This window comes from Streptomyces sp. NPDC126499 (assembly GCF_040302485.1).
Lineage (GTDB): Bacteria > Actinomycetota > Actinomycetes > Streptomycetales > Streptomycetaceae > Streptomyces.
The window spans coordinates 25,709-40,380 of record NZ_JBEOUO010000024.1 but is presented as its reverse complement, the minus strand read 5'-3'; the positions used below and the strand labels follow the sequence as shown (position 1 = coordinate 40,380).

Genomic DNA, 14,672 nt, shown 5'->3' with positions numbered 1-14,672 from the left:
GTTGCCCCGCGGGCGGGGCTCGGGACGGGCGGGGAGGGAATCTGTGGACAACTCCCGGGTTGTGGACAACTCCGTCACCCGGTGCCTCCGGGGTCCCGTACACTTTCCATGGCGACCCGGGTCACCGGGTCGACTTCGCACGCCCCGCCACCGGTCTCTTGGGCGGGTGGCAGCGCCTTTCGGTCCTTCGTGGCACGGCGCGCCGGGGCGTCAGGAAAACAACCGAGAAACCCAAGGAGATACGGCCATGGCCGTCGTCACGATGCGGGAGCTGCTGGAGAGCGGCGTCCACTTCGGTCACCAGACCCGTCGCTGGAACCCGAAGATGAAGCGCTTCATCTTCACCGAGCGCAACGGCATCTACATCATCGACCTGCTCCAGTCGCTGTCGTACATCGACCGCGCCTACGAGTTCGTCAAGGAGACCGTCGCGCACGGCGGCTCCATCATGTTCGTCGGTACGAAGAAGCAGGCCCAGGAGGCCATCGCCGAGCAGGCGACCCGTGTCGGCATGCCGTACGTGAACCAGCGCTGGCTGGGTGGCATGCTCACCAACTTCTCGACCGTCTACAAGCGTCTGCAGCGCCTCAAGGAGCTCGAGCAGATCGACTTCGAGGACGTGGCCGCCTCCGGCCTCACCAAGAAGGAGCTCCTGGTCCTCTCCCGCGAGAAGGCCAAGCTGGAGAAGACCCTCGGTGGTATCCGCGAGATGCAGAAGGTGCCGAGCGCCGTCTGGATCGTCGACACCAAGAAGGAGCACATCGCCGTCGGTGAGGCGCGCAAGCTCCACATCCCGGTCGTCGCGATCCTCGACACCAACTGCGACCCCGACGAGGTCGACTACAAGATCCCGGGCAACGACGACGCGATCCGCTCCGTCACCCTGCTCACCCGCGTGATCGCCGACGCCGTCGCCGAGGGCCTCATCGCCCGTTCCGGCGCCGCGACCGGCGACTCGAAGCCGGGCGAGAAGGCCGCGGGCGAGCCTCTCGCCGAGTGGGAGCGCGACCTGCTCGAGGGCGACAAGAAGGCTGACGAGGCCCCGGCCGCCGAGGCCGCTGCCGAGGCTCCGGCCGCCGAGGCCGAGGTTGCCGCCGAGGCGCCGGCCGCCGACGCCGAGCAGGCCTGACCCTTCCGGTCCCTGAGGACCTTCGGGTGACGACGGCGGGGGCACGTGCTGCTCCCGCCGTCCACCCGTGGACCCGCCCGATCTTTCAGACTTCGAGAGAGAAAAAGACTCATGGCGAACTACACCGCCGCTGACGTCAAGAAGCTCCGCGAGCTCACCGGCGCCGGCATGATGGACTGCAAGAAGGCCCTGGACGAGGCCGACGGCGACGTCGACAAGGCCGTCGAGGCCCTGCGCATCAAGGGCCAGAAGGGTGTCGCCAAGCGCGAGGGCCGCTCCGCCGAGAACGGTGCCGTGGTCTCCCTCATCGCCGACGACAACACCTCCGGTGTCCTCGTCGAGCTGAAGTGCGAGACGGACTTCGTCGCCAAGGGTGAGAAGTTCCTGGCCGTCGCCAACGCGCTCGCCGCGCACGTCGCCGCCACCTCCCCGGCCGACATCGAGGCGCTGCTCGCCTCCGAGATCGAGCCCGGCAAGACCGTGCAGGCGTACGTCGACGAGGCCAACGCCAACCTCGGCGAGAAGATCGTCCTCGACCGCTTCGCGCAGTACGCCGACGGCTACGTCTCCGCGTACATGCACCGCACGATGCCCGACCTGCCGCCGCAGATCGGTGTCCTGGTCGAGCTCGACAAGGAGAACGCCGAGGTCGCCAAGGGTGTAGCGCAGCACATCGCCGCGTTCGCCCCGAAGTACCTCACCCGCGAGGACGTCCCGGCCGAGGTCGTCGAGTCCGAGCGTCGCATCGCCGAGGAGACCACCCGCGCCGAGGGCAAGCCCGAGGCCGCGATCGCCAAGATCGTCGAGGGTCGTGTGAACGGCTTCTTCAAGGACGCCACGCTGCTCGGTCAGCCGTACGCCCTTGACAACAAGAAGTCCGTCCAGCAGATCCTGGACGAGGCCGGTGTCACCCTGAAGCGCTTCACCCGCATCAAGGTCGGCATCTGAGTCCGTACGCAACGGACACCGGACCCCGGTAGGGTCTGAGGCAGCCGCCGGCGTACGCGCCGGACGGCCGCAGATCTGACGAGGAGGCCATTGCCGTACGGGAAACCGCAAGGACCCCAGGGCAATGGCCTTCTTCGTATGTGCACGAGGAGATCTCCAATGAATCAGGGCGCCGCACAGGGCGACGACAACAACGGCAAAAAGGCCGGCCGCTTCATGTTGAAGCTGTCCGGTGAGGCTTTCTCCGGGGGTACCGGCCTCGGGGTCGACCCGGATGTCGTACACGCCATCGCGCGCGAGATCGCCGCTGTCGTCCGCGACGGCGCCCAGATCGCGATCGTGATCGGCGGAGGCAACTTCTTCCGCGGCGCCGAGCTTCAGCAGCGCGGCATGGACCGGGCCCGCTCCGACTACATGGGCATGCTCGGCACCGTGATGAACTGCCTCGCCCTCCAGGACTTCCTGGAGAAGGAGGGCATCGACTCCCGCGTCCAGACCGCCATCACCATGGGGCAGGTCGCCGAGCCGTACATTCCGCTGCGTGCCGTGCGCCACCTGGAGAAGGGCCGCGTGGTCATCTTCGGTGCCGGTATGGGCATGCCGTACTTCTCCACCGACACGACCGCCGCGCAGCGGGCGCTCGAGATCGACGCCGAGGCCCTGCTCATGGGCAAGAACGGCGTCGACGGTGTCTACGACTCCGATCCGAAGACCAACCCGGACGCGGTGAAGTTCGACGCGCTGGAGTACGGCGAGGTGCTCTCCCGCGACCTGAAGGTCGCCGACGCCACCGCCATCACCCTGTGCCGTGACAACAACCTTCCGATCCTCGTCTTCGAACTGCTCGCCGAGGGCAATATCGCGCGCGCGGTGAAGGGTGAGAAGATCGGCACGCTCGTGAGCGACCAGGGCACCCGGGCCTGACCCGAACCGGGAACCGCCCCGCGAGGGGGATGGACAGAGCCCTGCCGGTCGTACACCGTGCAGGACACAACGCGACGACACGCAGGAGCAAGTGGTGATCGAAGAGACCCTCCTCGAGGCCGAGGAGAAGATGGAGAAGGCGGTCGTGGTCGCCAAGGAGGACTTCGCCGCGATCCGCACCGGCCGTGCGCACCCGGCGATGTTCAACAAGATCGTGGCCGACTACTACGGTGCGATCACGCCCATCAACCAGCTGGCGTCGTTCTCGGTGCCGGAGCCGCGCATGGCCGTGGTGACCCCGTTCGACAAGAGCGCGCTGCGCAACATCGAGCAGGCCATCCGCGACTCGGACCTCGGCGTCAACCCGAGCAACGACGGCAACATCATCCGGGTGGTGTTCCCCGAGCTGACCGAGGAGCGCCGCCGCGAGTACATCAAGGTCGCCAAGGGCAAGGCCGAGGACTCGAAGGTCTCGATCCGCTCGGTGCGCCGCAAGGCCAAGGACGCGATCGACAAGGCCGTCAAGGACGGCGAGGTCGGCGAGGACGAGGGCCGCCGCGCGGAGAAGGAGCTCGACGACACCACCGCGAAGTACGTCGCGCAGGTGGACGAGCTGCTCAAGCACAAGGAAGCCGAGCTGCTCGAGGTCTGATGAACGACTCTTCCTGGAGGGCCCCGGCCGCTTCCGGCTTCGGGGGGCCCGACCAGGGGCCTGCCCCGGCGGGTCCCGCCTACGACGGGCGGCAGGCGGCGCAGACTCGGCCCATGCCCATCGTGTCCGACGTTCCCGCCGGCGACAACCAGGACGATCACGACCGGGGGGCCGCTCAGCCGAGCGGTCCCCTGTTCCGTGACGAGACGCCGCACGAGCATCCGCAGGAGCCCATGTCCAGCCCGTCCCAGCCCGCCCCTGCGCCCCGGCAGCAGCCGCGGCAGAAGAAGAGTGCGGGCCGTGACCTGGGTGCGGCCATAGGAGTCGGTCTCGGTCTCGGCGCCGTCATCATCGCGTCGCTGTTCATCTGGAAGGCGGCGTTCGTCGGTGTGATAGCGGTCGCCGTCGTGGTCGGGCTGTGGGAGCTGACCTCCCGCCTCCAGGAACGCAAGGGCATCAAGGCTCCGCTGGTCCCGCTCGCGGTCGGCGGTGCGGCGATGGTCGTCGCCGGTTACGTGCGGGGTCCGGAGGGCGCGTGGGTGGCGATGGCGCTCACGGCGCTCGCGGTGCTCGTGTGGCGGATGACGGAGCCGCCCGAGCGTTATCTGAAGGACGTCACCGCGGGGGTCTTCGCCGCCTTCTACGTGCCGTTCCTGGCGACGTTCGTGGCGCTGATGCTGACCGCCGGCGACGGCCCGTGGCGGGTGCTGACCTTCCTGGTCCTGACGGTGGTCAGCGACACCGGCGCGTACGCGGTCGGCTGGCGTTTCGGGCGGCACAAGCTGGCCCCGCGGATCAGCCCCGGCAAGACCCGGGAGGGTCTGCTCGGCGCGGTCGCGTTCGCCATGGCGGCGGGCGCGCTGTGCATGGAGTTCCTGATCGACGGCGGCACCTGGTGGCAGGGTCTGCTCCTGGGCCTCGCGGTCGCGGCGAGCGCGACGCTGGGCGACCTGGGCGAGTCGATGATCAAGCGTGACCTCGGCATCAAGGACATGGGCACGCTGCTGCCGGGCCACGGCGGCATCATGGACCGTCTGGACTCGCTGCTGCCGACGGCGCCGGTGGTGTGGCTGCTGCTGGTGCTGTTCGTCGGAAGCGGTTGACGGACAGCAGGTACTCTGGAAGGGCTCGCGACCGGTGTCGCGGGCCCTTCGCAGTCCCCGCCACCGTGGGGACGGTCCAGTGAGGTCTCCTGGCTTCGGCACCGTGTTGCCGTGCTCCCCGCCGCCGCGGGATGTCGGACCTCGTCGTACTGAGGAGACACCCGCCGTGGCCCGCCCGCTTCCCGGAGAACTCACTTTCGTCGCCCCGCGCGGAGCCAAGCAGCCCCCGCGGCACCTCGCCGACCTCACGCCCGCCGAGCGGAAGGAGGCGGTCGCCGCGATCGGTGAGAAGCCGTTCCGCGCCAAGCAGCTGTCCACGCACTATTTCGCCCGGTACGCGCACGACCCGGCGGAGTGGACCGACATTCCCGCCGCCTCGCGCGAGAAGCTGGCCGCGGAGCTGCTGCCCGATCTGATGTCGGTCGTGCGGCACGTGTCGTGCGACGACGACACCACCCGTAAGACGCTGTGGCGGCTGCACGACGGGACGCTCGTCGAGTCGGTGCTCATGCGCTACCCGGACCGGGTGACCATGTGCATCTCCTCGCAGGCCGGCTGCGGTATGAACTGCCCGTTCTGCGCCACCGGCCAGGCCGGTCTCGACCGGAACCTGTCGACGGCGGAGATCGTGCACCAGATCGTCGACGGCATGCGCGCGCTGCGCGACGGGGAGGTGCCCGGGGGTCCTGCGCGGCTTTCGAACATCGTCTTCATGGGGATGGGCGAGCCGCTCGCGAACTACAAGCGGGTCGTCGGTGCCATCCGCCGCCTGACCGACCCCGAGCCCGACGGCCTCGGCCTGTCGCAGCGCGGGATCACCGTGTCCACCGTCGGCCTGGTCCCGGCGATGCTGCGGTTCGCCGACGAGGGCTTCAAGTGCCGCCTCGCCGTGTCGCTGCACGCGCCGGACGACGAGCTGCGCGACACCCTGGTGCCCGTGAACACCCGCTGGAAGGTCCGCGAGGTCCTGGACGCGGCGTGGGAGTACGCGGAGAAGTCGGGGCGCCGGATCTCCATCGAGTACGCGCTGATCAGGGACATCAACGACCAGGCCTGGCGCGGTGACCTCCTGGGCCGGCTGCTCAAGGGCAAGAGGGTGCACGTCAACCTGATCCCGCTGAACCCGACGCCCGGCTCGAAGTGGACGGCGTCCCGGCCCGAGGACGAGAAGGCGTTCGTCGAGGCCATCGCCGCCCACGGCGTGCCCGTCACCGTCCGCGACACCCGTGGGCAGGAGATCGACGGTGCCTGTGGACAGCTCGCGGCCGCCGAACGCTGACCTTGTACTCTGAGCTCGAACACATCTGCATATTCCGACAGGGGAGCGCCACAGCGCTGAGAGTGCGGCACATGCTGGGAAGACGAGCACGTGGCCGCAGACCCTCTGAACCTCGCCCAGGTCATTCTGGGTAGGAAGTTCGGTCGTAACTCGAGCTGTTGCGCCCTGCCCGCGTCCGGTGTCCCCGGACGCGGGCGGGGCCGCGTCTCTTCCTGGTCACCCCCAGGAGGAATTCACGTGAACACCACGAAGGCAGCCGCCGCCGCGCTCGTCGCGGCGCTCGGCGTCACCACGCTCGCCGCCTGCGGCACCGAGGACGCGCGGGACGCGGCCGGCAAGAGCGGCGGCCCCGCGCCCAAGACCGTCACCCTGGTCAGCCACGACTCCTTCAACGCCTCCAAGGAGGTCCTGGCGGAGTTCACCCGGCAGACCGGTTTCACCGTGAAGGTGCTCAAGAGCGGTGACGCCGGCGAGGCCGTCAACAAGGAGATCCTCACCAAGGGCGCCCCGCAGGGCGACGTCTTCTTCGGCGTCGACAACACCCTGCTGTCCCGCGCCCTCGACAACGGCATCTTCGTCCCGTACGAGGCGAAGGGCCTGGACCGGATCCCCGCCGCGCTCCAGCTCGACAAGGAGCAGCACCGGGTCACCCCGGTCGACTCCGGTGACATCTGCGTCAACTACGACAAGCAGTACTTCGCCGACAAGAAGCTGGCGCCGCCGCAGACCTTCGACGACCTGGCGAAGCCCGCGTACAAGGATCTCCTCGTCGTCGAGAACCCCGAGCGCTCCTCCCCGGGCCTCGGCTTCCTGCTCGCCACCGCCGCGAAGTACGGCGATGGGGGCGCCTCCCAGGGCGAAGCCTCCGGAGAAGGCTGGCAGGGCTACTGGAAGAAGCTCAAGGCCAACGGGGTGAAGACGGTCGACAGCTGGGAGCTCGCCTACAACCAGGAGTTCTCCGGCTCCGCAGGCGGCAAGAAGGCCAAGGGCGACCGTCCGCTCGTCGTCTCCTACGCCTCCTCCCCGCCGGTCGAGGTGCTGTACTCCGAGCCGCAGCCCAAGGTCGCCCCCACCGGCGTCTCCACGGGCACCTGCTTCCGGCAGACGGAGTTCGCGGGCCTGCTGAACGGGGCGAAGAACCCCGAGGGCGGCAAGGCGCTGATCGACTTCCTGATCTCCAAGAAGTTCCAGGACGACATGCCGCTGCAGATGTTCGTCAACCCGGTGACGAACGACGCGACGCTGCCGGAGCTGTTCACGAAGCACGGTGTGGTGATCGACAAGCCGGAGACGATGGCGCCGGAGAAGATCGCCGAGAAGCGCGAGCAGTGGATTCAGCAGTGGACCTCGCTCGTCCTGAAGTAGTCCGCCGGGGCCGCCTTGCCGGCGGCCGCGGGGGAGGCGCGGCGCGGCTGGGGCTGATGCTGCTGCCCGTCGCCTTCTTCGCGGTCTTCTTCGCCTGGCCCGTCGTCTCGATCGTCGAGCGCGGGCTCAGGCCGGAGGGTCGGTGGGAGCTCGGCCGGTTCGGCGAGACGCTGAGCAGGCCGGACATCCTCGACGTGCTGTGGTTCACGCTGTGGCAGGCCCTCGCCTCCACCGCGCTGACCCTGCTCGTCGCCCTCCCCGGCGCGTATGTCCTGGCCCGCTTCGACTTCCCCGGCAAGCGGATCCTGCGGGCCGTCGTGACCGTGCCGTTCGTCCTGCCCACCGTCATGGTCGGCACCGCGTTCCTCGCGCTCGTCGGGCGGCGCGGGCTGCTCGACGAGCTGTGGGGCGTACGGCTCGACACCGGCGTGTGGGCCATCCTCCTCGCCCATGTCTTCTTCAACTACGCGGTCGTCGTCCGCACCGTCGGCGGCCTGTGGGCGCAGCTCGACCCGCGCCAGGAGGAGGCCGCGCGCGTCCTCGGCGCCTCCCGCTGGACGGCCTGGCGGACCGTGACGCTGCCCGCGCTCGGGCCGGCCGTCGCCGCCGCCGCGCTCATGGTGTTCCTGTTCACCGCGAGCTCCTTCGGCATCGTGCAGATCCTCGGCGGCCCCGCGTACTCCACCCTGGAGACGGAGATCTACCGGCAGACCGCCGACCGGCTCCAGCTGTCCACGGCCGCCGTGCTCACCCTGGTGCAGTTCGCCGCCGTCGGCACCGTCCTCGCCGTGCACGCGCGGACGGTACGGCGCCGGGAGACGGCGCTGCGGCTCGTCCCGCCGGAGCGGGCCGCCCGCCGGCCGCGCGGCGCGGGACAGTGGGCGCTGCTGGGCGCCGTGCTGCTGTCCGTCGCGCTGCTGATCGTCGCGCCGCTCGGCGTCCTCGTCGAACGGTCCCTCGCCACACCGTCCGGCTACGGCCTCGACTACTTCCGGGCGCTGCGGCACGTCGACGGCACCGGCACCTTCCTCGTGCCGCTGACCGACACCATCGTCAACTCGCTCCAGTACGCGCTCGCCGCGACCGGCATCGCCGTCCTCGTCGGCGGGCTCGCCGCGGCGGCCCTCACCCGGCGCGCGGGGCGGCTCGTGCGCGGCTTCGACGCCCTGCTGATGCTGCCGCTCGGCGTCTCCGCCGTCACCGTCGGCTTCGGTTTCCTCATCACCCTCGACGAGCCGCCGCTCGACCTGCGGGCCAGCTGGATCCTCGTCCCCCTCGCGCAGGCCCTGGTCGGCGTCCCCTTCGTCGTACGGACCATGCTGCCCGTGCTGCGGGCCGTCGACGAACGGCTGCGGGAGGCCGCGGCCGTCCTCGGCGCCTCCCCCTGGCGGGCCTGGCGCGAGGTCGACCTGCCGCTGGTGCGGCGGGCGCTGCTCATCGCCGCCGGTTTCGCCTTCGCCGTGTCGCTCGGCGAGTTCGGCGCGACCGTGTTCATCGCCCGCCCCGACAACCCGACCCTGCCGGTGGCCGTGGCCCGGCTCCTCAACCGGCCCGGCGAGCTCAACTACGGCCAGGCCATGGCCCTCTCGACGATCCTCATGGTGGTGTGCGCGGTGTCCCTGCTGCTCCTCGAACGGCTCCGTACCGACCGGACCTCGGGGGAGTTCTGATGCTGACGCTGAGAGGGGCGACCGTACGGTTCGGGGACCGCGCCGTGCTCGACGCGGTGGACCTGGAGGTCGCCGACCACGAGATCGTGTGCGTGCTCGGGCCCAGCGGCAGCGGCAAGTCGACGCTGCTGCGGGCCGTCGCCGGACTCCAGCCGCTGGACGCCGGGCGGGTGTTCCTCGACGGCGCCGACCAGACCGGGGTGCCCGTGCACCGGCGCGGGGTCGGCCTCATGTTCCAGGACCACCAGCTCTTCCCGCAGCGGGACGTCGCCGGCAACGTCGCCTTCGGGCTGCGCATGCGGCGCGTCCCCCGGGCCGAGCGGGACGCGCGCGTCGGGGAACTCCTCGACCTCGTCGGACTTCCCGGCGCCGGGCGGAGGGCCGTCGCCGCGCTGTCCGGCGGCGAACAGCAGCGGGTCGCACTCGCGCGGGCGCTCGCCCCCCGGCCGCGGCTGCTCATGCTCGACGAGCCGCTCGGGCAGCTCGACCGCGGCCTGCGGGAACGGCTCGTGCTGGAGCTGCGGCAGCTGTTCGGGCGGCTCGGCACGACGGTGCTCGCCGTCACCCACGACCAGGGCGAGGCGTTCGCCCTCGCCGACCGGGTCGTCGTGATGAACGAGGGGCGGATCGCCCAGTCCGGCGCGCCCCTCGACGTGTGGCGGCGGCCCGTCTCCGAGTTCGTCGCCCGCTTCCTCGGCTTCGACAACGTGGTCCCGGCCACCGTCACCGGCACCGCCGCCGACACCCCCTGGGGCAAGGTCCCCGTCCCCGACGGCTCACCCCAGGGCGAGCGCCGACTCCTCGTCCGCCCCGCCGGCGTCCACCTCGCCCCCGCCGGCGACGGCCTGCCCTGCCGCGTCGAGACCCGCACCTTCCGCGGCACCCACGTGGCCGTCACCCTCCACCCGGCCGAAGGCCCCGCGTTGGAGGCCGAGTTCGCCCTGCGCGACGCGCCGGAGGTGGGCGCGCGCGTGGACGTGGACTTCCGGGCGGAGGACGTGGTGGTGCTGGGCAGCCCCTGACCGCCCGGACCGCGGACGCCGTCAGAAGGGGCGGTCGTACAGCGCGCGCAGCCAGGGTTCCCGGACCCGCGGCATCCGGGCCAGGGTTCCGCGGAAGGCCCGGCGGTCCGGCCGCAGCGTCCTCCACGGGTGGTCCGGCAGCGGGTAGTCGTCGCGCAGGACTCCCTCCGGCAGGGTGCCCGACGCCGGCAGGGGCGAGGTCTCCGGCGGCAGCGCCAGATGGGCCCACACACCGTCCGGCAGCGGCACCGCGGACGCGCCGCCCTTGGGGCGCCACGGCCTGCCCGTCCGCGGATCGTGCGGTACGAGCGCGATGTCGAGGCCGTCGCCGGGCACCCCCGGACCGGCCGGACCCGCCGTCCGCACGACCGGGCCCGGCGGGAGCAGCGCGTCCAGTGCCCGTCCGAGCACGTCCGTCAGGACGCCCGCCGGCAGCCCGACACGGGCCCCGCCGGAGGCGACCACCAGGCGGGCGAGTGCCGCCCCCATGGCCGCCTCCCAGCGGGGGCTCCAGGAACCGGGAGGGTCGACGGGCGGGACGGGCGTGAACGTGCGGGGCGGAGCCGGGGTGCCGGTCGGCACCCGGCGCACCGCGCCCGGTTCGAGCCACACCGTCTGCCAGAGCCCGCAGTCGTCCTCCCGGGACGCCACCGGCAGCCCGCACCCCTCGCACTCCAGGTTCGGCTCGGCCCCCGCGGCGATCCCCAGGCAGTGGTTGACGCACTTCTCGGGCACGAGCACCGTGCCGCGCACGTCACCGGGAGCGGTCACGATCCGGCCCCGGGCCCCGAAGGAGACCGGCCACGGCGCGAACACCCCCTGCGCGGCGGCCGCCTCCTCCCCGATGTCCCGCACGTCCCGGTACGGCGGGCCCGACGGGGCCGGGTCGACCGCGTACGTGCCCGGCTCCATCAGCGCGGGGAACGGCTCGTGCCCGTAGGAGAGATGCGCCTCCGGAGGGAGCGGCACCCGGGCCAGGGGCACCGTCAGCACCGCGCCGCAGCCCGCGCACACGAAGACGTCCATCGCCCGGGATTCTCCCCCGGCCGGTCTCGCCGGCGCGCGCGGTTTTCCGGCGGAGCCGAGTCGGAAAAGGGCTGTGCCCGTAGTGGGGCCCGGGCCTACGGTGGGCCGGTGAAGAACGATCGACGCCTGCGGCGGCTCGTCGTGGACGGGACCACGTGGCACTGGTCCGTGCGGCAGCGGATCCGGCCCCGTTACGAGGACTGCCGGCTGACGCTGACGTTCTTCCGCGACGAGGGCCCCGGGGCGGGCCGGCGGCGGCTCTCCCTGGTGTTCGCGCCGGGGGAGGGCAGGATCATCTCGAACTGCTCCTTCGAGTCGGGCACCGTGCTCCGCATGCCCGGGCAGCGGTGGTTGAACCTCTACGAGCCGGGGACCGCCCGGCGGCTCCTCGAAGCCGCCGGGCGGTCCGGCATGGGCGGCGGCCGCGTGGACGGCTGGCCGTACGCCGAGGGCCTGATGGACGCCACCGACTACGGCGCGAGGCGGGCCAGCGCCTCGGGGACCTCCTCGACCGAGTCCACCAGCGCGATCCGCGCCGCCATCGGACGCTTCTCCGCCAGCGCGCACAGCAGCGGCCAGACCGGCAGCCGCTCCGTCCAGTGGTCCCGGTCCACCAGCACCATCGGGGTCGGGGCGCCCCGGGACCCGTAGTAGTTCGGGGTCGCGTTGTCGAAGACCTCCTGCACGGTGCCGGCCGCGCCCGGCAGGAAGACCACACCGGCCGTGGAGCGGGCCAGCAGACCGTCCTCGCGGGTCGCGTTGGCGAAGTACTTCGCGATGTGCCCGGCGAACGCGTTGGGCGGCTCGTGACCGTAGAACCAGGTCGGGATGCCGACCGAGTCGCCGCCGCGCGGCCACCGCGCCCGCACCCCGAACGCGGCGCGCGCCCAGTCCGTCACCGACGGCAGGAAGGACGGCGCCTTCGCGAGCAGTTCCAGGGCCTCGTCGAGGACCCCGACGTCGAACGGGGCCGTGTACGCGCCCAGGTTCGCCGCCTCCATCGCGCCCGGACCGCCGCCCGTCGCCACCGTCAGGCCCGCCCGGGTCAGCGACCGGCCGAGCCTGGCGGCCCCCGCGTACGCGTCGGTGCCCCGGCCCATCCGGTGCCCACCCATCACCCCCACCACCCGCGCCCCGGCCAAGTGCTCGTCCAGGGCGTCGGAGACGGCGTCGTCGTGGATCGCCCGGAGCATCGACGAGAAGACGTCACCGTCCGCCTTCGTCCGCTGGAACCAGCCGTAGGCGAGCGCGTCGGGCGTCTCCTCGTACGGGCGCCCGGCGATCCCCTCGTACAGCTCTTCGGGGGAGTAGAGCCGGGCCCGGTACGGGGCGAAGGGAAGGTCCGGCACCGGCGGGAACACCAGCGCGCCGTCCGCCCGCACCTTCGCCGCGGCCTCCGGCTGCAGCGCGCAGCCCAGGAACACGGCGCCGGCGGTGGGGGCGGTGAGCAGGGCGAAGGTCCGGTCGGTGAGATCGACGGACTGGATCCGGTAGCCGTCGAGGGAACCGTGCGCGGCGAGCACCGCGTCGAACTCGGCCGGTGAGTGGATCTCACGCTCGTGCGTCATGCGGCCACGATAGGCGCGGGGCCATGCCGGGGGGCTGTCCCCGGCACGGCGCCCGCGCGCCGCAGGGCGCGCCCCCCACGGTCCTGCGCGCCCCGGCCCCGCTCCCGTCCGGCGGGCCGCTCAGCCGCGCAGCGGCACCGCCGCCAGTGCGCCGACCGCCCAGGTGAGGGGAAGGAACAGGGCGATCAGGACGGCCGCGCGGAGCAGGGCCGTGGTGCGCAGCACCGTGGGGGGCGCGCCCAGGCGGCGGAGCGCCTCCGTGGTGTGGGCGCGGGTCTGGCGCGACTCGAGGGCCGCGGTCAGCAGCGTCGCCGTGGTGCAGCCGGCCACCAGGGCCACGCCCAGCCAGGCGAGCGCGTCGACGGCGCCCCCGTGGAGCACGTAGCCGGCGATCGCGCCCGAGCCGACCGCGCAAACCACGCCGAGCGGGCGGCCGATGCGGCGGGAGTCGTTCATCAGGACCCGGCCGGCGAGCAGCCGGACCGCGCCGGGCCGGGCCGTCTGGAGGAGGCGGCCGCAGCCGTAGGTGAGGCCGGGGCCCATCATCGCGAGGCCCACGGCCGTGAGGATCCAGCCGGTGAGGACGCCTCCGCCGTCGCCGCGGGCCGCGTACGTCTCGACGGCGAGGCCGACGGCGAGCAGGGCGATGCCCCACGGCAGGCCGGAGGCCGGTGACGTCTCCGAGGGGGCCGGCTTGCTCCGGGGACGCAGGGCCAGGGCGGCCGCCGCCGACGCGGTGACGGGGACGACGGCGAGGAGGGTGAGGGCCGCCGCGAGCGGGACGGGCTGGTCGGCGGCGAGCAGCTCGGCCGCGGCGCCGTCGAAGGAGAGGCCGGTGAGGTCGCCGCGCAGGTGCAGGTAGAACAGGAGGGCGACGGCGGAGCCGAGGGTGCAGGAGACGGCCGTGGAGGTCGCCGCGATGGCGGTGAGCCGGGCGGGGCCGAGGCCGATGGCGGACAGGCCGGGGCGGGGCCGGGTGCTCGGGTCGGTGCGGGCGACGGCGACCGCGAACTGCACGGTGGCGGCGAGCGGGAGCACGCACCACAGCAGGCGCAGCACGGCGGTGGGGGAGCCGGGGTGGCCGACCGCGTAGCCGAGGGCGCACAGCAGCAGGAAGCCCACCCCGGCGGCGGCCGTGGCGACGGCGAGCCTGCGGAGCTGGACGACGGGGTGGGTCCCGCGGACTAGACGGAGAGCGAGCACGCCGTGACGCCCTCCGCCCCGGTGGCCGGTGGTACGGAGCCGACGCGGCGTCCGTCGAGGAGCGCGACCGTGCGGTCGGCGACGGCGGCGACCTCCGGGTCGTGGGTCGCGAGCAGCACGGTGATGCCGTGGGAGCGGGCCGCCGCGGCGAGGGTGCGCAGGACCTGTGCGCCGTCGGCGCGGTGGAGGGTGGCGGTCGGCTCGTCGGCGAAGAGCACCGACGGGGTGGTGACGAGGGCGCGGGCGATGGCGATCCGCTGCCGCTGGGAGTGCGGGAGCGTGGCGGGGCGCTTGCGGGCGGCGGCGCCGACGTCGAGGCGTTCGAGCCATTCGACGGCGGCGGTCCTGGCGGCCCGGTGGGACACCCCGCGCAGCAGGAGGGGGAGGGCGGCGTTCTCCCAGCCGGTGAGCTCGGGGACGAGTCCCGGCTCGGGGTCGATCCAGGCGAAGCGGTCGCGGCGGAGCCGTTCGCGCCGGCTGTGGTTCATGGTGTGGACGGGGGTGCTGTTGAACCAGATCTCGCCCTGTTCGGGGACGAGCTGGCCGGACAGGCATCGCATGAGGGTGGTCTTGCCGCTGCCGCGCGGGCCGACGAGGGCGAGGATCTCGCCCTCGCGCACGCCGACGGAGACGCCGCTCAGCACGTCGGAGCCGGCCAGGGCGCAGCGCAGGGAACGCGCCCAGAGCACGTCGTTGTCCGGTGGGGCCATCGCGTACACCTCGATGTGGAAGCCGGTCCGTGTTCGTTCCCCCGGATGGGGGAACGAACGGGCGGGCCGGTCG

The 14,672-nt window shown here is 72.4% G+C and carries 13 protein-coding genes and 1 riboswitch; of the genes, 9 read left to right on the top strand and 4 right to left on the bottom strand.

From position 1 onward, the window contains the following. Positions 1 to 247 precede the first annotated feature (247 nt). The 9 genes from rpsB to ABTZ91_RS28015 all read left to right on the top strand — a co-directional run bounded on the left by rpsB (position 248) and on the right by ABTZ91_RS28015 (position 10,092). Positions 248 to 1,129: a 30S ribosomal protein S2 gene (gene rpsB / locus ABTZ91_RS28055; protein WP_345485351.1), complete on the top strand. Its 882-nt coding sequence runs from the start codon at positions 248 to 250 to the stop codon at positions 1,127 to 1,129. Positions 1,130 to 1,240: 111 nt separating this feature from the next. Next, positions 1,241 to 2,077 (top strand): translation elongation factor Ts, encoded by an 837-nt coding sequence (gene tsf / locus ABTZ91_RS28050; protein ID WP_352080011.1) that lies wholly within the window; start codon positions 1,241 to 1,243, stop codon positions 2,075 to 2,077. 159 nt (positions 2,078 to 2,236) lie between these two features. After that, positions 2,237 to 3,001: a UMP kinase gene (pyrH, locus tag ABTZ91_RS28045; RefSeq protein ID WP_352080010.1), complete on the top strand. Its 765-nt coding sequence runs from the start codon at positions 2,237 to 2,239 to the stop codon at positions 2,999 to 3,001. Between the two features lie 94 nt (positions 3,002 to 3,095). Continuing rightward, positions 3,096 to 3,653 carry a ribosome recycling factor gene (frr, locus tag ABTZ91_RS28040; RefSeq protein WP_352080009.1) on the top strand — a complete coding sequence of 186 codons (558 nt, stop codon included), beginning with the start codon at positions 3,096 to 3,098 and terminating at the stop codon, positions 3,651 to 3,653. Next, a complete protein-coding gene (locus ABTZ91_RS28035; RefSeq protein WP_352080008.1) occupies positions 3,653 to 4,756 on the top strand; it encodes a phosphatidate cytidylyltransferase in 1,104 nt (367 codons plus the stop codon). Before frr ends, ABTZ91_RS28035 begins: the two co-directional genes overlap by 1 nt. A gap of 166 nt (positions 4,757 to 4,922) precedes the next feature. Next, the gene (gene rlmN / locus ABTZ91_RS28030; protein WP_352080007.1) at positions 4,923 to 6,035 is read left to right on the top strand and encodes a 23S rRNA (adenine(2503)-C(2))-methyltransferase RlmN; all 1,113 of its coding nucleotides are present in this window, start codon (positions 4,923 to 4,925) and stop codon (positions 6,033 to 6,035) included. Positions 6,036 to 6,064: 29 nt separating this feature from the next. Then, positions 6,065 to 6,190, top strand: a riboswitch (TPP riboswitch). Between the two features lie 82 nt (positions 6,191 to 6,272). Continuing rightward, a complete protein-coding gene (locus ABTZ91_RS28025; protein ID WP_352080006.1) occupies positions 6,273 to 7,400 on the top strand; it encodes a thiamine ABC transporter substrate-binding protein in 1,128 nt (375 codons plus the stop codon). Between the two features lie 56 nt (positions 7,401 to 7,456). Then, entirely contained in the window at positions 7,457 to 9,070 is a 1,614-nt protein-coding gene (locus ABTZ91_RS28020; RefSeq protein ID WP_352080005.1) for an iron ABC transporter permease, read from the top strand. Beyond that, a complete protein-coding gene (locus ABTZ91_RS28015) occupies positions 9,070 to 10,092 on the top strand; it encodes an ABC transporter ATP-binding protein (protein WP_352080004.1) in 1,023 nt (340 codons plus the stop codon). Before ABTZ91_RS28020 ends, ABTZ91_RS28015 begins: the two co-directional genes overlap by 1 nt. 21 nt (positions 10,093 to 10,113) lie before the next feature. Here ABTZ91_RS28015 and ABTZ91_RS28010 read toward each other — a convergent pair whose 3' ends face one another. The 4 genes from ABTZ91_RS28010 to ABTZ91_RS27995 form a co-directional block, all read right to left on the bottom strand. Further along, positions 10,114 to 11,118, bottom strand: coding sequence for a hypothetical protein (locus ABTZ91_RS28010; RefSeq protein ID WP_352080003.1), 1,005 nt, complete (start codon positions 11,116 to 11,118; stop codon positions 10,114 to 10,116). A gap of 470 nt (positions 11,119 to 11,588) precedes the next feature. Beyond that, the gene (locus ABTZ91_RS28005; protein WP_352080002.1) at positions 11,589 to 12,686 is read right to left on the bottom strand and encodes a Rossmann fold nucleotide-binding protein; all 1,098 of its coding nucleotides are present in this window, start codon (positions 12,684 to 12,686) and stop codon (positions 11,589 to 11,591) included. A gap of 120 nt (positions 12,687 to 12,806) precedes the next feature. After that, positions 12,807 to 13,889: a hypothetical protein gene (locus ABTZ91_RS28000; RefSeq protein WP_352080001.1), complete on the bottom strand. Its 1,083-nt coding sequence runs from the start codon at positions 13,887 to 13,889 to the stop codon at positions 12,807 to 12,809. Continuing rightward, positions 13,871 to 14,599 carry an ATP-binding cassette domain-containing protein gene (locus ABTZ91_RS27995; protein WP_352080000.1) on the bottom strand — a complete coding sequence of 243 codons (729 nt, stop codon included), beginning with the start codon at positions 14,597 to 14,599 and terminating at the stop codon, positions 13,871 to 13,873. Before ABTZ91_RS27995 ends, ABTZ91_RS28000 begins: the two co-directional genes overlap by 19 nt. Between the last annotated feature and the right edge of the window lie 73 nt (positions 14,600 to 14,672).